Origin of the sequence: Bradyrhizobium semiaridum, from assembly GCF_020329505.1 — a bacterium.
GTDB classification, from domain to species: domain Bacteria; phylum Pseudomonadota; class Alphaproteobacteria; order Rhizobiales; family Xanthobacteraceae; genus Bradyrhizobium; species Bradyrhizobium semiaridum.
In genome coordinates, this window is sequence record NZ_JAGKJJ010000042.1 from 1 (window position 1) to 21,879 (window position 21,879).

The 21,879-nt window shown below is 65.3% G+C and carries 16 protein-coding genes; 2 read left to right on the top strand and 14 right to left on the bottom strand.

What is annotated here, in order from left to right:
* From J6500_RS29355 to J6500_RS29400, 10 genes are all read right to left on the bottom strand, one after another.
* A partial coding sequence (locus J6500_RS29355) for a 3-hydroxyacyl-CoA dehydrogenase NAD-binding domain-containing protein (protein WP_225716194.1) occupies window positions 1-1,434 on the bottom strand: 1,434 nt, incomplete at its 3' end.
* A 2-nt stretch (window positions 1,435-1,436) separates the two neighbouring features.
* Complete coding sequence (locus J6500_RS29360; protein ID WP_225716195.1) at window positions 1,437-2,720, bottom strand: acetyl-CoA C-acetyltransferase; 1,284 nt, start codon at window positions 2,718-2,720, stop codon at window positions 1,437-1,439.
* Complete coding sequence (locus J6500_RS29365) at window positions 2,720-4,987, bottom strand: acyl-CoA dehydrogenase (protein ID WP_225716196.1); 2,268 nt, start codon at window positions 4,985-4,987, stop codon at window positions 2,720-2,722. Before J6500_RS29365 ends, J6500_RS29360 begins: the two co-directional genes overlap by 1 nt.
* A gap of 366 nt (window positions 4,988-5,353) precedes the next feature.
* A complete protein-coding gene (locus J6500_RS29370; RefSeq protein ID WP_225716197.1) occupies window positions 5,354-6,583 on the bottom strand; it encodes an SMP-30/gluconolactonase/LRE family protein in 1,230 nt (409 codons plus the stop codon).
* A gap of 393 nt (window positions 6,584-6,976) precedes the next feature.
* Window positions 6,977-7,600, bottom strand: coding sequence for a flavin reductase family protein (locus J6500_RS29375; protein ID WP_225716221.1), 624 nt, complete (start codon window positions 7,598-7,600; stop codon window positions 6,977-6,979).
* A gap of 175 nt (window positions 7,601-7,775) precedes the next feature.
* Window positions 7,776-8,384 carry a TetR/AcrR family transcriptional regulator gene (locus J6500_RS29380; protein ID WP_225716198.1) on the bottom strand — a complete coding sequence of 203 codons (609 nt, stop codon included), beginning with the start codon at window positions 8,382-8,384 and terminating at the stop codon, window positions 7,776-7,778.
* Between the two features lie 21 nt (window positions 8,385-8,405).
* Complete coding sequence (locus J6500_RS29385) at window positions 8,406-11,546, bottom strand: efflux RND transporter permease subunit (protein WP_225716199.1); 3,141 nt, start codon at window positions 11,544-11,546, stop codon at window positions 8,406-8,408.
* 138 nt (window positions 11,547-11,684) lie between these two features.
* Entirely contained in the window at window positions 11,685-12,791 is a 1,107-nt protein-coding gene (locus tag J6500_RS29390) for an efflux RND transporter periplasmic adaptor subunit (RefSeq protein WP_225716200.1), read from the bottom strand.
* A 205-nt stretch (window positions 12,792-12,996) separates the two neighbouring features.
* A complete protein-coding gene (locus J6500_RS29395) occupies window positions 12,997-14,322 on the bottom strand; it encodes an MFS transporter (RefSeq protein WP_225716201.1) in 1,326 nt (441 codons plus the stop codon).
* Between the two features lie 137 nt (window positions 14,323-14,459).
* Window positions 14,460-15,623 carry a winged helix-turn-helix domain-containing protein gene (locus J6500_RS29400; RefSeq protein ID WP_225716202.1) on the bottom strand — a complete coding sequence of 388 codons (1,164 nt, stop codon included), beginning with the start codon at window positions 15,621-15,623 and terminating at the stop codon, window positions 14,460-14,462.
* Window positions 15,624-15,763: 140 nt separating this feature from the next.
* Between J6500_RS29400 and J6500_RS29405 the strand changes: the two genes are divergently transcribed.
* Window positions 15,764-16,408, top strand: coding sequence for an OmpA family protein (locus J6500_RS29405; RefSeq protein WP_225716203.1), 645 nt, complete (start codon window positions 15,764-15,766; stop codon window positions 16,406-16,408).
* Between the two features lie 22 nt (window positions 16,409-16,430).
* On the opposite strand, the gene J6500_RS29410 is transcribed toward J6500_RS29405, so the two are convergent.
* From J6500_RS29410 to J6500_RS29425, 4 genes are all read right to left on the bottom strand, one after another.
* Window positions 16,431-17,732, bottom strand: a complete 1,302-nt coding sequence (locus tag J6500_RS29410) for a phospholipid carrier-dependent glycosyltransferase (RefSeq protein WP_225716204.1) — start codon at window positions 17,730-17,732, stop codon at window positions 16,431-16,433.
* Window positions 17,733-17,926: 194 nt separating this feature from the next.
* A complete protein-coding gene (locus J6500_RS29415) occupies window positions 17,927-18,415 on the bottom strand; it encodes a VOC family protein (protein WP_225716222.1) in 489 nt (162 codons plus the stop codon).
* Between the two features lie 31 nt (window positions 18,416-18,446).
* The gene (locus J6500_RS29420; protein ID WP_225716205.1) at window positions 18,447-18,884 is read right to left on the bottom strand and encodes a VOC family protein; all 438 of its coding nucleotides are present in this window, start codon (window positions 18,882-18,884) and stop codon (window positions 18,447-18,449) included.
* A 105-nt stretch (window positions 18,885-18,989) separates the two neighbouring features.
* The gene (locus tag J6500_RS29425) at window positions 18,990-19,997 is read right to left on the bottom strand and encodes an alpha/beta hydrolase (protein WP_225716206.1); all 1,008 of its coding nucleotides are present in this window, start codon (window positions 19,995-19,997) and stop codon (window positions 18,990-18,992) included.
* 220 nt (window positions 19,998-20,217) lie between these two features.
* Here J6500_RS29425 and J6500_RS29430 point away from each other — a divergent pair, with 220 nt between their 5' ends.
* Complete coding sequence (locus tag J6500_RS29430; RefSeq protein ID WP_225716207.1) at window positions 20,218-21,744, top strand: amidohydrolase family protein; 1,527 nt, start codon at window positions 20,218-20,220, stop codon at window positions 21,742-21,744.
* Window positions 21,745-21,879 lie beyond the last annotated feature (135 nt).

Consider the following 21,879-nt stretch of genomic DNA (forward strand, 5'->3'; position numbering starts at 1 on the left):
GGCGCCATCGGTGCCGTCATGGCTGACGACCTCGACGAGCTGCAGCCGCGACACCGGGTTGAAGAAGTGCAGGCCGAGCAGCCGCTCCGGCCTCGCCAGCGTGGTGCGCAGATCCTGCAATGGAATGCTCGACGTGTTGGTCGCGAGGATGGCGCCCGGCTTCATCCTGGGCTCAAGCCCCGCATAGACCTTCTGTTTCAGCTCGAGCTTCTCCGGCACCGCCTCGATGATCAGGTCCGCATTGCGGACGCCCTCACCGTCCATATCCGGCACCAGCCGGTCGAGCGCATCGCGCTGGTCGATCTTCCTGCGCATGATCTTGCCGAACAACTCGGAGGCGCGTTTCATCGCGCTCGCGATCGGCTCGGCCTTCATGTCGGCCAGCGTGACGCGCATGTCCTGATGGGCGCACCAGGCGGCGATGTCGCCGCCCATCGCGCCGGCGCCGATGACGTGGACGTGCTGCACCTTGTTGCCGGAACCTGCGACCTTCTTCATCTGCTCGCGCAGGAAGAAGACGCGGATCAGATTCTGCGCGGTCGGCGTCACCATCAGGTTGGAGAACGAGGCCTTCTCCGCGCTCAGCATCGCCGCGCGGTCGCCGGCATGCTTTTCCCAGAGATCGATCAGCGCATAGGGCGCGGGATAATGCACGCGCGGCGCCGCCTTCTCGGCCTCGCGGCGCATGCGGGAGGCGAGGAAACCCCTGGCGGCGCCGAGATTGAGCAGCTTGTTGAACGCGCCGGGCTTGGCGCGCTTGAGCCGGCCGAACACCGCGTCCTTCACCGCGTTGCGGACATGGCGCTCCTGGGTCACGGCATCGACGAGGCCGAGCGACTTGGCGCGGCGCGCGTCGATGGTCTTGCCGGTCAGCATCAACGTCATCGCCTGCAGCGGGTTGATCAGCTCGGTGAAGCGCACGGTGCCGCCGAGGCCGGGATGCAGGCCGAGCATCACCTCGGGGAAGCCGAACCTCGCGTCGTCGATCGCGATCCGCATCTGGCAGGCCAATGCGACCTCGAGGCCGCCGCCGAGGCAAAAGCCGTGGATCACGGCGACCGACGGGATACGCAACGCCTCCAGCCGGTCGATCACCGCATGGGCGCGGCCGATCTCGATCTCGACCGCGCGCGGGTCGCTGGCACCGCGGAATTCGCTGACATCGGCGCCGGCGATGAAGCCGCTCTTCTTCGCCGAGCGCACCACGAGGCCGGCCGGCCGCTGGCTTTCCAGCGCGGTGACGATTGCGTCCAGCTCTTCGAGCAAATCGGCGGACAGCGTATTGGCCCTGGCCCCGGCGCGATCGAACAGCAGCCAGGCGATGCCGTCCTCGTCGCGGGTCAGCTTGAAATTCTTGTACGGGCTCTCGGCAGCAGGCGTCGGCCCGAGTTCGAGCACGCGGTCGGCGAGAAGGTCCATGATCCGTGAAGCCATGATCACACCGTCTCTATCAACATCGCGCCGCCCTGCCCGCCACCGATACATTCGGTGGCGACGCCGCGCCTGGTGCCAAGCCGTTTCATCGCATTGACGAGGTGCAGCACGATGCGGTTGCCGCTGGTGCCGACGGGATGGCCGAGGCTGATCGCGCCGCCGTCGACATTGAGTTTGGCCCGGTCGATCTCGCCGGCGGCGCCATCAAGGCCCAGAATCTCGCGGCAGAATTTCTCGTCCTTCCAGGCCGCGAGGCAGCCCAGCACCTGCGTGGCGAAGGCTTCGTTCAGCTCCCAGGTCTCGACGTCCTGCAAGGTCAGCCCGTTGCGCTTCAGCAACGCGCTCGCCGACAGCACCGGGCCGAGGCCCATGATCGAGGGATCGAGCGCCGACCATTGGCTGTCGAGAATGACGGCCTTCGGCGTCAGCCCGTATTTTGCCACCGCGGTCTCGGACGCCAGGATCACCCAGGACGCGCCGTCGGTGATCTGCGAGGAATTGCCCGCCGTAACCTGACCCCACGGGCGCTCGAACACCGGGCGCAACTTTGCGAGCGTCTCCGGCGTCGAGTCCGGGCGGACGCCGTCGTCATGGTCGTAGAACTTGCCGTCGCGGGAGAACGCGGTCTCGACCTCGCCCTTGAGAAAACCCTGCTTCTGCGCGTTGGCGAGCCGCTGATGGCTCTCGGCGGCATAGGCGTCGGACTGTGCGCGGGTGACGCCGAAGAGATGGCCGACCTTCTCGGCGGTCTGGCCCATATTGAGCTCGGTGATGGGGTCGGTCAGCCCGCGCTCCAGCCCGATGATCGGCTTGAAGTAGCTCGGCTTCACCTTCAGCGCCGCGGCGATCTTGGCGCCGATGCCCTTCGCACCGGCGAAGCCGGCAAACCAGCGCACGCCGGAATTGGGCCAGACCAGCGGCGCGTGGCTCAGCGCCTCGGCACCGCCGGCGAGGATCAGGTCGGAGGTGCCCTCGCGGATATAGTGGTAGGCGGTGTCGATCGACTGCATGCCGGAGCCGCAATTGATCTGTACCGTGAAGGCGACCATCTGCTCGCCCATGCCGAGCCGCAGCGCCGCGACACGCGCCGGGTTCATCTCGTCGGCGATCACGTTGACGCAGCCGAGGATCACCTGGTCGAAGGCGGTGGGCGCGAACGGCTGGCGCGCCAGCAGCGGCCGGCCGCATTGCACGGCGAGATCGACCGGCGTGAACGGGCCGGGACCGGAGCGCGCCTTCAGGAACGGCGTCCGGCTGCCGTCGACGATAAAGACTGGTCGCGCCATCAGCTCGCCGCCCTCTGCTCACCAAGCTCCTGGAAGAACTGATGCACGTCGGCGGATTTCCTGTAAATCGGGGACAGCGCCTCGGGCGCAAAATCATCGACCTCGATGACTCTTGTGACAGCTTCGTGAGCGGCCGCAAGCTTGGCGCCGTCGCTCTCGGTGATGACGCCCTTCTTGACCGCCTCCTTCCAGTCATGCATGCGGGCCGCGCGCATTTGCTTGGCCGCATCCTCGGCCTCATGCACGAGGCGGAAGGCTTTTTCGAGCCGCGCGATGCCGCCGTCATCCTCGACAAAGGCGAGATCGGGCGTCAGGCGCTCGCGCGCCGCCGACGCCGACAGCACGAGCTGCGCGCATTGATGCACGACGCGATCCGACGGCCCGGTCACGCGCGCGCCAAAGGGCTGGATCAGGAATTTCAGGATCGCTGCGACGAAGCGGTTCGGCAGATTGGCGAAGATCTCCGCAAAGCGGTTCTCGATGGTCTTGAAGCCCGACGCCATGCACCATTCGAGCGCGGGAAGGTCCTCCTTCTGCCGCCCCTCGTCCTGCCAGCGCTTGAGCGCCGCGGAGAGCAGATACAGCTCCGAGAGGATGTCGCCGAAGCGGGCGGAGAGCATCTCCTTGCGCTTCAGCGCGCCGCCGAGCGTCAGCAGCGCCATGTCAGCGCAGAGCGCGAACGCCGACGAATAACGCGAGAGCTGCCGATAATATTCCGTCGCCTCGCCCACGTCCGGCGCCGGCGCGAACAGCCCAAAGCTCCAGCTGCGGCCCCAGGCGCGGAACATGGTGGCAAAGCTGTGGCCGACATGCTTCCAGAACGCGGTATCGAAGGCGGCCAGTCCCTTCTCACGGTCGGTCTCGCCGAGCGCATTCATCTCCTGCAGCAGATACGGATGCGCACGGATCGCGCCCTGTCCAAACACGATCAGATTGCGGGTCAGGATGTTGGCGCCCTCGACCGTGATGCCGACCGGCACCGAGCGGTAGAGTCCGCCGAGATAATTCTGCGGCCCGTCGATCACGGCCTTGCCGCCATGGATGTCCATGGCGTCATCGATCACGATCCGCATCCGCTCGGTGGCATGCAGCTTCATGATGCCGGAGATGACGGCGGGATGATGCCCCTCGTTCAGCGCGGCGCAGGTCAGCCGCCGCGCAGCGTCGAGCAGATAGGCGGTGCCGGCGATCCGCGCCAGCGGCTCCTCGATGCCTTCGAATCTGGAAATCGAGATGCCGAACTGCTCGCGGATGCGGGCATAGGCGCCGGTGGTGCGCGCGGCATAGGCGGCGCCTGCCGCCGACAGCGACGGCAGCGAGATGCCGCGGCCGGCGGCGAGCGCGGTCATCAGCATCTTCCAGCCCTGGCCGAGCCGCTGCCGGCCGCCGATGATGTAGTCGAGCGGGATGAAGACGTCCTTGCCCCAGTTCGGGCCGTTCTGGAACACCTGCATCGCCGGCAGATGGCGGTGGCCGATCGAGACGCCCGGCAGATGGGTCGGGATCAGCGCAACGGTGATGCCGAGCTCTTCCTCGCTGCCGACCAGATGATCGGGATCATAGGCCTTGAAGGCAAGCCCGAGCAGCGTCGCGACGGGACCGAGCGTGATGTAGCGCTTGTGCCAGTTCAGCCTCAGTCCGATGACGTCGCGGCCCTCGAAAGTGCCTTTGCAGATGATGCCGGTGTCGACCATCGAGGCGGCGTCTGAGCCAGCCTCCGGGCTGGTCAGGCCGAAGCAGGGAATGTCGCGGCCGTCGGCGAGCCGCGGCAGCCATCTGTCCTGCTGCTCCCTGGTGCCGAAGCGCATCAGCAGTTCGCCAGGCCCCAGCGAGTTCGGCACCATCACGGTGACGGCCGCGGTCAGCGAGCGCGAGGAGATTTTCCGCACCACTTCGGAATGCGCATAGGGCGAGAAGCCGAGGCCGCCGAACTCCTTCGGGATGATCATGCCGAAGAATTTGTTGCGCTTCACAAAATCCCAGACCTCGGGCGGCAGGTCGCGCCATTCCCAGTTGATCTTCCACTCGTCCAGCATCTTGCAGAGCTCGTCGACCGGGCCGTGCAGGAAGGCGTGCTCCTCGTCGGTCAGCTTGGCCGGCGGGTAGGCCAGAAACTTCGACCAGTCCGGATTGCCGGTGAACAGGTCGGCGTCCCACCAGACGTCGCCCGCCTCCAGCGCTTCGCGCTCGGTATCCGACATCGTCGGCAGCACGCCACGCGCCCAGGAGAAGATCGGCTTTGTGATGCGGTCGCGGCGGAAGCTCATGGTTGTCCTCATGGATCGACGGCGCGGATGGGATGATCGTATCGGAAAGTGCCGGTCACCGGTGAACACTTCACCTTGCAAATAAAGCGAAATTGACGCGGCCAACACGCCGTTTGTTAACGGCGCGCCGCACGTTCAGTTCCGAAAGCCAAGCTGCGACAATGAGGTAGCCGGGCGGGACAAGCCAACGTCGGGCAACGCATTCGGCGCACCTCTCCCGCTTGCGGGGGAGGTCGGCGCGTAGCGCCGGGTGGGGGCTCTGTCCACGATGTGACTCGTGGAGAGAGCCCCCACCCCGGCCCTCCCCCGCAAGCAGGAGAGGGAGCAGAGCTTGCCGCGCGGCTACAGCTCCGTTCGATCTGAGCTTCAGCCCGGCCCCGCGCCCTGCGTGGCCGTGTACACCGCATAGAGCGACTGGCTTGCGGCCATGAACAGGCGGTTGCGCTTGGGGCCGCCGAAGGTGATGTTGCCGCAGACCTCCGGCAGGCGAATGCGGCCGAGCAGCTTGCCGTCCGGCGACCACACCGTCACGCCGCTGTAACCGACCGCGCGGCCGGCATTGCTCGAGCACCAGACATTGCCGTTGACGTCGCAGCGCACGCCGTCGGGTCCGCACTTCACGCCGTCTATGGTGAAATCACTGAAACGCTTGCCGTTCGAGAGCTTGTTGTCGCTGCCGACATCGAACACGAACATGTCGCCCTTGCCGCCGGGGCCGGTGTCGCCCGGTCCCTTGCCGGTGGAGGCGATGTAGAGCTTCTTGTAATCCGGCGAGAAGCAGAGGCCGTTCGGATCCGGCACCTGGTCCTCGGTGACCACGAGATCGATGCGGCCGGAGGGATCGATGCGGTAGCAATTGGTCGGCAGTTCGCGCTTGCCCGGCACGAAGCCGGCCGGCTGGCCGATCCGCGGATTGAGCTTGCCGGCGGCATTGCTCGGCCCGCCCGCGACGTCGGGCTCGCCCTCATAGAGCTGGCCGCCATAGGGCGGATCGGTGAACCAGTAGCTGCCGTCGGGATGGGCTGCGATGTCGTTCGGCGAATTCAGCTTCTTGCCGTCGTAGGAATCGGCGAGCACGGTCGCGGTGCCGTCATGCTCGTAGCGCACCACGCGTCGGGTGAGGTGCTCGCAGGACAGCTGGCGGCCCTGGAAGTCGAACGAGTTGCCGTTCGAATAGTTCGACGGCGTGCGGAACACGCTGACATGGCCGTCATCCTCCGACCAGCGCATCTGCCGGTTGTTCGGAATGTCGCTCCACAGCAGGTAGCGGCCTTGCGAGCTCCAGGCCGGGCCCTCGGCCCACAGCAACCCCGTATAGAGGCGCTTGATCGAGGTGTTCGGCTGGGCGAGATCGTTGAAGGCCGGATCGACCGCGATGATATCAGGATCCCAGAAATAAGTGGTCGGCGCGCCGCGCGGGCTGAAGTCGCGCGGTGGTGTGGTGATGGTGGTCGGCGGCCCGACCGGGCTAAGCGCATTCTGGGCCAGCGCGCTGCCGATGCCGGTTGCCGTGGCGGCCGCCCCCACCGCTAACCCCTGGACAAGCGTTCGACGTGAAACCGCGGCCGTTGAATCGCGCCGCTCCTGACGTGTCATCGCATCCTCCCACTGTGTTCACCGGCCGTTGATCCGGCCTGGCGGGCGGAAGGTTAGACCGCTCGCGGCAAGGTTGCGAGTGACGGTTTGATGGCGAAGCGTGCCGGCCGGCTATGCTGCAGTGGCAGCCCCGTCATTGCCGGGAGCGAAGCGGACGAAGCAATCCATCGATCGCTACGTGCGGACGGATGGATTGGATTGCTTCGCTTCGCTCGCAATGACGGCTTGAAAGCGGAGTGCTTCACCTCTCCCCGCCTGCGGGGAGAGGTCGGATTGCGAAGCAATCCGGGTGAGGGGGTACAGGTTTCGCTACGCGCACGACTCGCGGAGGCGGCCCCTCACCCCGCCCTCTCCCCGCAAGAGCGGGGCGAGGGAGACGATAGAGCGGAGGCCTCAGTCCGGCCGGATCATCTCGAACATGTTTTCCGGCTTGATCTCGAAATAGTCCCCTCTCCGGCCGGCGCGGACGATCGGGTGGGCGAGACCGGTCTGGTAGACGCCATCCTTGATGAAGGCCTTGTCGATATGGACGGCGACGACCTCGCCGAGCGTCAGCCAGGCCTCGGCCTTCCCGCCGTCGGCGCCCTGCAGCTGGATGATCTGGCTGACCTTGCATTCGAACGACACCGGGCTCTCGGCGACGCGAGGCACGTCGACCAGCTTGCCGGGTACCGCGGTGAGCCCCGCCAGCTTGAACTCATCGACATCGCGCGCGACATGGGCCGCGGTCGCGTTCATGTGCTTCGCCAAATCCATCGTCGCCAGATTCCAGACGAACTCGCCGGTCTCCTGGATGTTGGCGACGCTGTCCTTCCAGTTGGTCGAGGAGAAGCCGATGATCGGCGGCACATAGCAGAAGGCGTTGAAGAAGCTGTAGGGCGCGAGATTGACGTTGCCGTTGGGATCGCGCGAGGAAATCCAGCCGATCGGGCGCGGCGCGATGATGGCGTTGAACGGGTCGTGCTTGAGGCCGTGGCCGTTCTTCGGCTCGTAGAAATGCAGATCCTTCGCGGTCACGTCTTTCGCGGTCACGGTGGGCCCCCTCAGTAGCCCGGATGGAGCGCAGCGCAATCCGGGAAGGTCTCGCAAGCGGATCAACACCCCGGATTACGCTGCGCTCCATCCGGGCTACGGCGTCGTTTTGCCTGCAATGACGGCGGGGTCAACTGACGAAAGCGTCAGGGCTGGCAGCTCAATTCGCCCGGGTGCGCGGCGACAGCCCGGCGATGACGAAATCGATCATCTCGTCGATGGTCGGGCCCGGCTTGGTGGCGCATTGGGCGATCATCTGCGGGTGGAAGAAGCGCATCATCGCGGTGCAGGCGCACAGCGAGGCGGTCTGGAGGTCTTTGACCTCGAACTCCCCCGAGGCCGCGCCTTGCGCGATCACCTCGCCGATGATGCGGGCAATCAGCTCCATATGGGCGACGCAGACGTCCCAGTCCTCCTGCATCGCGATCTCGACCATCTCGTGCAGCTTGGAATCGCCGACATAGCGCTCGGTGTTCATGCGATTGATGGTCGTCATCATCTGACGCAACCGCGCCGCGGCCGGCCCTTCGGCTCGCGCGATGCGCTGCGCCTCGACCTCGACCTCGCCCATCAGCCGGCGCGCCACGCCCTCGTGGATCGACTTCTTCGAATCGAAGAAGCGGTACACGTTGGCGGGGCTCATGCGCAGCTCTTTGGCGATGTCCGCCACCGTGGTCTTCAGGTAGCCGATCTGCCGGAACAAGCGCTCCGCCACCACGAGGATCCGTTCGCGGGTGTCGGTTTCGGTATGTTCCGAGATGAGCGTCATGTTGGCCTACTCAATCTTGAATTATTCGGCCGCCTCAGCAAGCGGAATTGCGTCTTGTGCATTCCCGGCATGCTGCGGCGCAGTATGGAGTTGCTCGCTGGGGCCGCTTTCATCCAGGGACTTGCGGAACCAGAGGGCGTAAAGGCCCGGCAGATACAGCAAGGTGAGGAAAGTCGCAACAAACAAACCACCCATGATTGTGATGGCCATCGGACCCCAGAACGCCGAACGCGACAGCGGGATCATGGCCAGGATGGCGGCGAGCGCCGTCAGCACCACCGGCCGGGCCCGCCGGACGGTGGCTTCGATGATCGCCTCGCGCCGGGTCAGGCCGCTCGCCACGTCGCTCTCGATCTGGTCGACCAGGATCACCGCGTTGCGCATGATCATGCCGGCCAGCGCGATCAGGCCGAGCAGCGCCACGAAGCCGAACGGCTGGTTGGCGACGTTCAGGCCCAGCGAAGCGCCGACGATGCCGAGCGGCGCGGTGAGGAACACCAGGAACAGACGCGAGAAGCTCTGCAGCTGGATCATCAAGAGCGTCAGCATCACCATCACCATCACGGGGAAGAGGATGAAGATCGACGCGTTGCCCTTGGCCGATTCCTCGAACGCTCCGCCCGGCTCGATCCGGTAGGCCGGCTCGAGATTGGCCTGGATGTCTTTCAGCTTCGGCGCGATCTGGTTGGTCACGTCGGGTGCCTGCACGCCGTCGACGACGTCGGAGCGCACGGTGATCGCCATGTCGCGGTTGCGCCGCCACAGGATCGGCTCCTCATGGGCATATTCGAGCTTGGCGATCTGCTGCAGCGGCACCGCGACGCCGTTGCGCGAGGTGATGGTGAGATCACCGACGCGGCCGAGATCGAGCCGCTCCGACGGCACGGCGCGGGCGACCACGCCGACCTTCTCGATGCCGTCGCGGATCGTCGTCACCGGCGCGCCCGAGATCAGCATCGCCAGCGCCTGCGAGACGTCCTGCGGGGTGAGGCCGAGCGCGCGCGCCCGGTCCTGATCGACCGCGAGCTTCAGGTAGGGCGACTGCTCGTTCCAGTCGAGCTGGACGTCCTTGACGTTCGGATTCTGCCGCATCACGTCGCGCACCTGATAGGCGATGTCGCGCACCTTGTTGGGATCCGGCCCGATCACGCGGAACTGGACCGGGAAACCGACCGGCGGACCGAAATTGAAGCGGTCGACGCGGACCCGCGCCTCGCTCAGCGCGCCGTCGGCGGCGGCCTGCTCGATCTTCGTCTTGATGCGCTCGCGCGCATCGACGTTCTTGGCGAGGATGACGATCTCGGCAAACGCCTCGTTCGGCAGCTGCGGGTTGAGGCCGAGCCAGAACCGCGGCGAGCCCTGGCCGACATAGGCAGTGTAGGTCGCAATGTCCTGGTCGTCCTTCAAGAGGCCCTCGGCCTTCTTCACCGCCTTCTCGGTGACATTGAAGGCGGTGCCCTCCGGCAGGCGCAGCTGCAGGAACAGCTCGGGCCGTTCCGACAACGGGAAGAACTGCTGCTGGACGTGGCCGAACGCGACGATCGAGGCGGCGAAGATGCCGACGGTTGCCGCCACCACCTTGATGCGGTGGTTGACGCACCACTGCACGACGCTGCGCAGGCCGCGATACATCCGAGTCTCGTAGATCGCGTGCGGATCGTGGTTCTGGTGAACCTTGATGTTGGGCAGCAGCTTGACGCCGATATAGGGCGTGAAGATCACCGCGACGAACCAGGAGGCGACCAGCGAGATCGCCACGATCCAGAAGATGCCGCCGGCATATTCGCCGACCGCCGAATTGGCGAAGCCAATCGGCAGGAAGCCGGCCGCGGTGACCAGCGTGCCGGTCAGCATCGGGAACGCGGTGGACTCCCAGGCAAACGACGCCGCCTTGAAGCGGTCCCAGCCCTGCTCCATCTTCACCACCATCATCTCGACCGCGATGATGGCGTCGTCGACCAGGAGGCCGAGCGCGATGATCAGCGCGCCGAGCGTGATGCGGTGCAGGTCGAGCGACATCGCGTTCATCACGATGAAGACGATGCCGAGCACCAGCGGCACCGACAGCGCCACCACGATGCCGGTGCGCCAGCCGAGCGCGATGAAGGAGACGAACAGCACGATCGCCAGCGCCTCGACGAAGGAGTGCACGAACTCGCCGACGGCGTGCTCGACCACCTTGGGCTGGTCCGCGATCTGCTTGATGTCGACGCCCTGCGGCACCGCTTTGATGAAATCGGCGGTCGCCTTCTCGACCTCCTTGCCGAGCTCGAGGATGTTGGCGCCCTTGGCGGTGACGACGCCGACACCGAGCGCCGGCTTGCCTTCCTGGCGCACGGTGAAGCTCGGAGGATCGACATAACCGTGGCTGACGGTCGCGATATCGCCCAGCCGGAACACGCGGCCGTTGCTCTCGACCGGGGTCTCGGCCACCGCCTTGACGCCGTCGAGCGCGCCGGTGACGCGCAGCGGCACGCGCTGCGAGGAGGTCTCGACGGTGCCGGCCGGCGTCACGTTGTTCTGCTTGGCGAGCGAATCGAACAGCGCCTGCGGCGTGATGCCGAGGGTCGCCAGCTTGGCGTGCGAGAACTCGACGTAGATGCGCTCGTCCTGGATGCCGTAGAGGTCGACCTTGGTGACGCCAGGCACCTTCAGCAGGCGCTGGCGGAAACCTTCGGCGACCTTCTTGAGCTGCGCATAGTCGGCGCCGTCGCCGGTCATCATGTACAGGATCGAATCGACGTCGGAGAATTCGTCGTTGACCACGGGGCCGAGGATGCCCGACGGCAGCTGGCCCTGAACGTCGACCAGCTTCTTGCGCAACAGATAGAAGAGATACGGCACGTCCTTCGGCGGCGTGGAATCGCGGAAGGTGACCTGCATCGCCGTGAAGCCCGGCTTGGAATAGGTCTGCACCTTCTCGAAGAACGGCAGCTCCTGCAGCTTCTTCTCGATCGGATCGGCGACCTGCATCTGCATTTCCTGCGAGGTCGCGCCCGGCCACATCACCGAGACGTTCACCACCTTGACGGTGAAGAACGGGTCCTCGGCGCGGCCGAGCTTCTGGTACGAGAAGAAGCCGGCGGCGCCGAGCACGATCATCAGGAACAGCACCAGCGTCGGATGGCTGACCGCCCAGGCCGAAAGGTTGAAGCGCTTCATTGAACTCTCCAGGTCCAAACTTCTTCGACTTCGGCCGTCATTGCGAGCGAAGCGAAGCAATCCATTCTTCCAGTTGCGGCGACATGGATTGCTGCGTCACTTCGCTCCCCGCAATGACGGAGCCAGATTGACTGAGGATCAGAACGACAGCGACGAGACGACCCGCACCTTCTGGCTCGGATCGAGCTTCTGCACGCCGAGCGTCACGACCGTGGCGCCCTCATCGACGCCGCCGGCGATGACGACGTTGTCGCTCTCGTAAGCCTTCACCTTGACCGGCTTCAGCGCGAGCTCGCCCTTGTCATCGACGATGTAGAGCGAGGGATCGCCGCCCTGGCTGTACAGCGCCGACAGCGGCAGCTTGGCGACCCGCTCGCTCGCCTTGTCGGCCAGCGTCAGGGTTGCGGTCATGCCGAGCGAGACGGCGTCGTCGGCGTCCGGCAGCGAGAATTTGGCGAGATAGGTGCGGGTGGCGGGATCGGCCTGCGGCGCCACCTCGCGCAGCTTGGCGGCATAGGTCTTCTTGGCATCCGACCACAGCGTCACCGTGGCTACGCCCGACCTGGCACGAGCGAGAAGCGTCTCGGGGATCGCGACGACAGCTTCCTTCTCGCCAAGTCGGGCGACACGGATCGAGGCCTGGCCCGCGGCAACCACCTGGCCGGGCTCGATCATGGTCGCGGTGACGACACCCCGGGTGTCGGCCACCAGCGTTGCGTAAGACAGGGAATTCTTGGTCAGCTCGACCGAGCGCTCGGCGCGGTTCAGCCGCGCGCGCGCCTCGTCGCCGGCCGCCTTGGCCGAATCCAGCGCGGCGTCGGTGGTCCAGCCCTTGGCCTTCAAATCCTTGGCGCGCTGCTCGGCGGCGGCGGCCTGCGCCAGCACGCCGGTGGCGGCGCGGAACTCGGCCTCCGCCTGCTCGGCCTGCAGCTTCAGGTCGACCTCATCGAGGGTGGCCAAGGGCTGGTCGACCTCGACTGTCTGTCCGACCTCGACCAGCCGCTTGGCCACCTTGCCGGCAACCCGAAAGCCCATATCGGCTTCGATCCGGGGCTTGATCGTGCCAACAAAACTGCGCTCAGGGGTCTCGGCTTCGTAATGGACGGTCGCCACCAGGACGGGGCGTCCGGGATCGGCCTTTTCGGCCGCCTTTTCATTACAGCCGGTCAGCGCGAACACCGCGAATGCCAGCAACGCTCCAGTCAAGAGCTTGTAATAGCTCGAGAAAACGGAACGGACGAACATCTGATCTCTCCATCAGGCTGACGATTGATGAAGAGTATCGATTTATCACTGACGAATGTCAATATTCGTCAGTGAACACCAATTCGTGAGATCAGGGTGATTAACGGGTTGTTCACCATGCCTGGAGTGCGCACAGCGCTGTAGCCCGATGGAGCGCAGCGCAAATCCGGGGGCTCCCGCCGAATGGAAGGACGGCCCCGGGGTCCTACTTCGCGCCGGCGAACTCGGTCTTGGTCTCGTGGCCGCCGAGAAACACCAGCAGGCCCGCGACCAGCGGCAGCAGCGACAGCACGAGCAAGCCCGTCGACGTGCTGCCGGTCGCCTCCTTGACCCAGCCGATCAGATACGGTCCGCCGAAGCCGGCGAGATTCCCGATCGAGTTAATCAGTGCAATGGCGCCAGCCGCTGCAGTGCCGGAGAGCCAGGCGGTCGGCATTGTCCAGAACACCGCGAAGGTGCAGAACACGCCGATCGCGGCGATCGTCAGCACGACCATGGTGACGGTCGGGTCGGTGATGTAGCTGGAGATGCCGAGCGCCAGCGCCGTCAGCAGCAGCGGCGCGCCGACATGGAAGACCCGCTCGCGCGTCGCATCGGAATGGCGCGCCCACAGGATCATCGCGACGGTGCCGAACAGATAGGGGATCGCGGTGACGAAGCCGGTCTGCGCGTTGGTGAGGCCGAACGCCTTGACGATCTGCGGCAACCAGAACTGCATGCCGTAGAGCGCGCCGACGAAGCCGAAATAGATCGCGCTGAGCGCCAGCACCTTCGGCGAGCCCAGCGCCTCGCCCAGCGAAAAATGCTTCACCGCCTGCTTGGCCGCGATCTCGGCATCGAGCTTGGTCTTCAGCCAGGCCTTCTGCTCGGCCGTGAGCCAGTCGGCCTTCTCCGGCTTGTCGGTCAGATAGAACCAGGTGACGATGCCGAGCAACACCGAGGGAATGCCCTCGATGATGAACAGCCACTGCCAGCCGTGCAGCCCCATGAGACCGTCGAGCCCGAGCAGGAGGCCGGAGATCGGCGCGCCGATCACGGTCGAGACCGGCACGGCGAGCGCGAAGGCAGCAAGGAAGCGGGCGCGGTACTCGGCCGGGTACCAGTAGGTGAGATACAGGATGATGCCGGGGAAGAAGCCGGCCTCGGCGACGCCGAGCAGGAAGCGCAGCACATAGAAGCTGGTCTCGCCCGACACCATCGCCATCAGCGCCGAGATGACGCCCCAGGTCACCATGATGCGGGCGATCCACTTGCTGGCGCCGAACTTCTCCAGCGCCAGATTGCTCGGCACCTCGAAGATGAAATAGCCGATGAAGAAGATGCCGGCGCCGACCGAGAACACCAGCGGCGAGAACTTCAGCTCCGCGTTCATGGTGAGCGCCGCGAATCCGAGATTGACGCGGTCGAGATAGGAGAAGAAGTAGGCCAGGATCAGGAACGGGATCAGCCGCCATGAGATGGCACGGATCGTGGACGTCTCGAGCTCGCTGCGTGCGCCGCTGGCAGGCGCGATGGTTGCGGTCTGGCTCATTGTTCCCCCCATAGGCTGGTGCTTGCCCCGAGGCTTATTGGGTGCGCGCCGGTTGAGCAATGGCAAAAACTCATAGCTTACAGCGTCAAACGGGAACCCGTGGGATGCCGCTGCCGAAGATGGGGTAATGGGACCCCTCAATCCGCGAGTTGAAACCGCTCGAAGCGGTCGAGCTCCTCCTCGATGCGGCGCTTCAGCTCCTTGCGCGCCGCCGGCTTCTTGCCGTTGCCGACCCAGGTCCATTTCTGCATCAAGAGCTTCCGGTTCTGCCGGTCGGTCTTGAGGTCGATGGCGGCGACGATATCGTCGCCGACCAGCACCGGCAGCGCGAAATAGCCGAACAGGCGCTTCGCCTTCGGCACATAGGCCTCGAATCTGTGGCCGTAGCCGAAGAACAGCTCGGTGCGCTTGCGCTGGATGATCAGCGGATCGAACGGCGACAGGATGTGGACGAGGCCGGCATCGGCGTCGCCGGCCGGCTCCAGCACCTCCGGCCGCGCCCAATGCTCCTGCTTGCCGGCACCCTCGAGCGCAAGTGGGACCAGCTCCTTGCGGCGGACGCGTGCCTCGATCAGGCGGCGCACCGCCGCCTTGCTCGGCGCGTCGAGGTAGCAGATCGAGTCGAGGCTGACGACGCCTTGCGAACGCAGCGCGCGGTCAAGCAGATAGCCGGTGACGGCAGCCGCGGATGCCGGCTTCGGCGGCGTCTCCCAGCCGAAATGCCTGGCCATCAGATCATAGGTCTTGAGCATGCCGTTGCGCTCGCTGATCGTGGCAACGCCGCCATAGAAGGCGAGCTGCAGCGCGCGCTTGGACGGCTTGCGGCTCTGCCAGAGATGCTCCTTCTCGGTCAGCACGTCGTCGTCGATGTCGCGGATGGTGAGCGGGCCGGCCCGCAGCAGCCGCATCACCTTGCGGGTATCCGCCGGCGTGACCGATGCGTACCACTGATGGCCGTCGCGCCTGTGCGCCCGCATCGCCGGCAGGAAGAAGCCGATGTCCTTGGATGGAATGTAGGACAGCGCATGCGTCCAGTATTCGAACACGCTCTTGTCCGTGCTCTGCGCCTGCTTGAGATCGGCGCGGCGATAGTCCGGAATCCGGCTGAACAGGATGTGGTGATGGCAGCGCTCGATCACGTTGATGGTGTCGATCTGGACGTAGCCGAGATGATCGACCGCCGCCGCCACTGCGGCGGCCCCCTCGCCGAACGGCGCCCTGCTGTCGAGCCGCTGCGCGCGCAGCCAGATGCGGCGGGCGGCGGCTTTGTCCAGCGGGAGGGGTTCGGCGGCGCGGGGCATTGCCCCTCAATGTAGTGAGATTCGCCGGCAATTCTCAACGTGACTCAGATCACATTCGCGGCTTTGAACCGGTCGTACCGTCCGTGCATCCAAATGACAGCAAGCCAGCCTGGCTGGCGTCTCGGCCGAGGACCACGATCATGACCCGCTCCTTCTCCCTGTCTCTTCTGACAATCGGCGCTACACTGTCGATGACGGCGGGCCTTGCACTGGCCGGCAGCGACACGGTGTCTTCCGACCAGATCCTGAATGCCCTGAAGCCGAAATCGGCCACCCGCGGCCTGTCGCTCGGCGCGCAGGTCGACCCGGCTGTGACCGCCAGGGAAGCAGCGAAGGAAGCGACGATCCTGAACAAGCTACGCAACCGGCAGACCCGTTCGCTGTCGCTGGGCGAGCGTCAAGAGATCGCCGAGATCGCCGCCAACAAGCCGAAGTTAGATCTGGAGATCCATTTCGACTACAACTCGGCCAACATCAGCAAGGGCGCGACCCGGGCGGTGCAGGAACTCGGCAAGGCGCTGTCGGACGCCAGCCTGAAGGGCTCGACCTTCGTGCTGTCGGGACATACCGACGCGGTCGGCGGCGAGGCCTATAACCAGGATCTGTCGGAGCGCCGCGCCGACACCATCAAGAAATATCTGGTCGAGCAATACGGCCTGAACGGCTCCAACCTCGTGACCGTCGGCTACGGCAAGAGCAGGCCGAAGGATGCCAACGCGCCGTTCGACCCGGCCAACCGCCGCGTGCAGGTCGTCAACATGGACACCGAGACCGCGGCACAGTGATACAGACCTCTACCGTCATTGCTCAAATCCAGCCCGGGAACAGCATCAGCCGGTTGAACGTCGCCATCGACGTGCCGATCGCCGCCGCCGTGACCGGCAACATCGCGACGAAGCCGGCGCATCCGACCGTGACGAAGGCCCACAGCAGCCAGCGCGGCGCGCCCTCGCGCGTCAGGGCATAGACCAGCACGAAGCTCGCCGTCGTCGCGGCCGGCAGATAATAATAGATGAAGCCGAGCGTGCGCGGCAGCAGCGCCCATGCGAGATACGGGCCGAGATAGAACGCCAGCACCAGGAACGCATCACGCCGGCGCGCCACGATCCAGTCGTGCAGCGCGACGGCGAGCGCGAGCAGCGCCGGCCACAGGATCAGCGGATTGCCGAGAAACACGATCGCCGCGATACGGTCGTCGCTGATCTTGTCGAACAAATACCAGACCGGCCGCACCAAAAACGGCCAGGACGGCCATGAACTCATATAGGTGTGGCCGGCAATCGCGGTCGTGGTGTTGTCGGCAAAGATGCGGCGTTGCGCCTCCACGAGGGCGGACAGCGAGAAGCCGTAGACTGGCACGAAGGCCGCGAGATAGACCGCCGCCGGAAGCAGCACGAAGCAGGCGATGAAGTGAGCAAGCCGGAAATCCGGCCACTGCTCCGGCCGGTACCAGTCCTCGCTATCCGCATCGGCAAAGCGCGTGCGCCAGCCCTGCATCAGGCTGACAGCAGCGAGCACCCCGATGCAGGTCGCGAGCACGAACAGCCCGCTCCATTTGCAGGCGGCGGATAGACCGCAGGCCAGCCCTGCCAGTGCGAAGGCGAGTTGCGGCCGCTGCTGTCTGAAGCCATGGATGAAGGCCGCGATCGCGAATAGGCTGAAGGCCAGCGCGAAAATATCCAACATCGCAATCCGCGACTGCACGAACAGCATCTGGTTGAAGAACGCCAGCAGCGTCGCCGCGATCGCCCGCCCGTGCGCGGCGAACAGCGCCAGCGCGCCGAGATAGACGCCGACCAGCGACAGCGCGCCGAACAGCGCGGCGGGATAGCGCCAGCCGAGCGGGGTGTCGCCGAACGCCCTGATCGACAGCGCGATGATCTCCTTGGCGAGCGGCGGATGCATCGGATTGAGCATCGGCTCCGGCGTCACAGGCAGCAGCATCTGCCGCGCTGCCGGCACGTAATGCACCTCGTCGAAATACAGCTTGTCGGGCACCGTGATCCCGAGCAGCAGCACGGCATGGGCGACGGCGAAGATGAGCGCTGAGATGATGGCGGTGCGCACCACTGATTGGCGCAGGACAGAATGTGACTTGGAGGCGCTCACGAAGCAATCTCGCCGTTTTGGAAGGTGCGCTGGCCGCACCTATACAACGAGCAAGGCCCAGTGTCGGTCACCGGCGAGATATTGGGCAGAACACCAGCGTCATGGGGTGATGCCCCGCTTCAAGCGGGGCATCGGGTCTGCGGCGGTTCCTCGGAGGTTGGCCGGTCAAGCCGGCCGATGACAGTGCGGGCGGATCACGCCGCGGCCTTGCCCTCATAGGCCCGGCGCAGGGCTTCGATGTCGAGCTTGACCATGCCGAGCATCGCCTGCATCGCGCGGCCGGCGCCGGCCGGATCGGGCCCGCCGACATAGTCGTGGATCGCCGACGGCACGATCTGCCAAGGCACGCCGAAACGGTCGCGTAGCCAGCCGCATTGTTCTTCCTTGCCGCCGCCGGCGAGCAAGGCGTCCCAGAGGCGGTCGACCTCGGCCTGGTCGGCGCAGTCGATCGAGAACGAGGCTGCATACGAATAGTCCATCTTCGTGCCGCCGTTGAGCGCGATAAAACTCTGGCCGGCGAGCGTGAAGTAGACCACCAGCACCGAACCGGCCTTGCCGGCCGGGCAATCAACGACGTTCTTCTGAACTTTCTCGATCCTGGAATTGGGCAGCAGCGAGACATAGAAGTTCGCGGCCTCCTCGGCGTCGCCGTCGTACCACAGGCAGGGGGATACTTTTGAGATCATGTAACTCTCCTTGTGTCAGCGTGCGCGATCAAGCGTTGGCTGCGGCGGACTGCGCCTTCGTGAATGCCTCGACATCCATCCACATCACTTCCCAGATGTGCCCGTCGAGATCCTCGAAGCTGCGGCCATACATAAAGCCGTAGTCCTGCTTTGCGGCCGGATCGGCGGTGCCGCCGGCGCCCTTGGCCTTGTTCACGGTCTCATCGACAGCTTCACGGCTGTCGGCGGACAGGCAGATCAGCACCTCGCTCGTGGTCTTGGCGTCGGCGATGGTCTTCGGCGTGAATTGCCGGAACTTGTCATGTGTCAGCAGCATGACGTGGATGGTCTCGGAGATCACCATGCCGGAGGCGGTCTCGTCGGAGAATTGCGGATTCTTGGTCGCGCCGATCGCCTCGTAGAAGGCGGTAGCGCGGGCGAGATTGGAGACCGGCAGGTTGACGAAGATCATCTTGGCTTTGGACATGCGAGTGGCGCTCCTTTGGCGGGGTTGTGCCCCAAGGACGATGCCGCGAATGCCCTCCCGACATTCGACATCAGAATTTCTTCTTGCGACGTCCTGCCGCAGGCTTCAGGTGACGGTCGGGGCCGGCATGGTCAGGAACGCCCGCGTGACGTGCCAGAACAGTTCGCGGTTGGTGGCCAGCGCCACCGAATGCGCGGTACCGGGCAGAATGATGAACTGCCGGTCACCGTTCGGCAGTTTGTTGAAGAATTCCTCGAGATCGGGGACGGCGGCGATGCCGTCATGCTCGCCGCGCACCAGCAGCACCGGCGCCAGCACCTTCTCCGGATGCACCACCGGCAGGTTGGCGGTCATGTCGAGATAGGTACCGGTCGGGATCTGGTCGCCGAACTGTAGCTCGACATCGGCGAGCGCCTCTATCACCGCGGGATCGGACGTGCCCGGCTTGTCGCGGGTCGCGATCGAGCGGATCATGTCGCGGTCGCGCTTGCGCATGTTGTGGCTGCGGTAATAGGCAAGCTGCTCGGCACGTTTTGCCAGTGTCGGCGAGCCCTCGCCCTTGTAGGTGAAGGCGGCGAACACCAGACGGTCGATCCGCTCGGGTGCCGCCATCGCGTAGGCGCCGGCGCGCAGCGCGCCGGAGGACTCGCCGACGAAGTGATATTTCGTCTGTCCGGTCTCGCGGGCGACCACCTCGACGGCGGCCTTCAAATCCTCGACGCCGCTGGCGATGTCCGCATTGCCCGAGGTGCGGCCGGACTTACCGTAATTCTCGTGGTCCATGGTCCAGCAATCGAAGCCGAAGCGCGCGAACTCGTTCAGCAGCGAGTATTTGCCTTTGCCAGGCACGGTGAGATCGAACACCCTGGAGGTCACCGACGAACCGTGCACGAAGAACACGACGGGCCGCGCCGGCTCGCCCGGCTTCGGCGCGCCGATCCGCTTGCGGAACATCCACAAGGGGATGTCGCCCTTCTTCGCCCAGTACTCGCTGCTCCAGATCTCGCCCTCGGCAGGAACCGCGGCCTGCGCCGGCGCGCCGCCAAGCGCGGCCGTCGCCGCAACGCCGATGCCCTTGATGACCGTGCGGCGCGACTGGTCGGACTGCGTCATGGCTCGCCTCCCCTATAGCGGATTCGTCGTGTGATCCGGTTCGACCGAGCATAGCAGTGCACGGACAAGGCTGCGCGACGTCAGCATCTCACGATGCGAAATCGGCTGCACGATTTTGTGAACATCTCCGCCTGCGATCGGCGCGGACGACGGATGGCGTTGCGCCTAATCTTCTGCGGCAATCCGACCGGAAACATCCGGCGAGACGCGGGAGCGAAAAATGAGCAGCAATCTCACCGAAGAAGAACTTGCCGCCTTGATGCCCTCCGAGCTGTGCCAGTACCAGACCCCGATCCCCACCCAGATCGTCGCCAGCGACGAATTCTATCCCGACCCGCAGAACGAGCGGCAGCGCGAGGTCGAGGCGCGGCTGCTCGCGATGGCCGACGATCTCGGCGGCAAGCAGGGGCTCGACCGCCGCAAATTCTTCCAGACCGCGGCCGGCATGGCCGCCTCCTTCGTCGCGATGAACCAGGTCTATGGCGAGCTGTTCGACGTCACGCCGGCCGAGGCCGCGACGCCGGCGATGGCGCAGGAGCGCGCCAATGGTCTGAAGGACCAGTTCATCATGGACATGCACACGCATTTCCTGCGCGACGACACCCGCATCATGGGCTTTGTGGAAATGCGCAAGGCGGTCGGCAAGGCAGGCTGGAACAAGCAGCTCAGCGACCACGAGCAGACCATCGAGGATCTCAAGTTCAACAACTACAAGAAGGAGATGTTCTTGGACAGCGACACCAAGATCTCGCTGATCTCCTCGGCACCGTCCGACATCGAGCAGGACTGGTTCCTGACCAACGAGCAGATGGCCGACGCGCGCAAGAAGATCAACGACGAGGCCGGCTCGCGGCGGGTGTTCTGCCATGCGATCTTCACGCCGGGCCAGCCCGGCTGGCTCGACAAGCTCGACGCCGCGCTCGCGCTGAAGCCGGAGTCCTGCAAGGGCTACACGATCGGCGACAACACCCACAAGGAGATCAGCCGCTACCCGTGGCGGCTCGACGATGAGAACGTCGCCTACAAGGGCTACGAGAAGATGGTGAAGGCGGGCATCAAGAATGTCTGCGTCCACAAGGGTCTGTTCCCGCCCGGGATCGAGAAGCAGTATCCGAACTTGCGCGGCTTCGCCGACGTCGCCGATGTCGGCAAGGCCGCCAAGGACTGGCCGCAGCTCAACTTCATCATCTACCACTCGGCCTATCGCCATGTCGGCGGCGATCCCAGGGTCGCGCTGGCCGAATTCGAGCGAACCGGCCGCATCGCCTGGACCTCCGACCTCGCCGACATTCCGGCGCAGTACGGCGTCAATAACGTGTATGGCGATGTCGGGCAGCTGTTCGCGACGACGCTGGTCGCCGAGCCGAATGTCTGCGCCGCGCTGATGGGCACGCTGATCAAGGGGCTCGGCGTCGACCACGTCTGCTGGGGCACCGACGCATTGTGGACCGGCGCGCCGCAATGGCAGATCGAGGGCCTGCGACGGCTCGAGATTCCCGAGGTGATGCAGAAGAAGTTCGGCTACGCGCCGCTCGGCCCCGCCGACGGACCGGTGAAGACCGCGATCTTCGGCGACAACAATGCGCGGCTCTACGACATCCAGCCCAAGCGCGCCATGCTGGAGCTCAAGGGCGACCGCTTCGCGATGATGAAGGCGCAGTACGAGAAAGCCGGCGTCGAGCCGTCGAACACGCGCTACGGCTATGTGGTGCCGAACGATCCGATCGATCACCGGGTGTTTGCGTAACACTCCAACCGCGTCATTCCGGGACGACGCGTAGCGTCGAGCCCGGAATCCATTACGGCGCACGTGACGTGGTGCGATGGATTCCGGGCTCTCGTTTCGCGACCCCCGGAATGACGGGCCGAGAGAGAGAGAGAG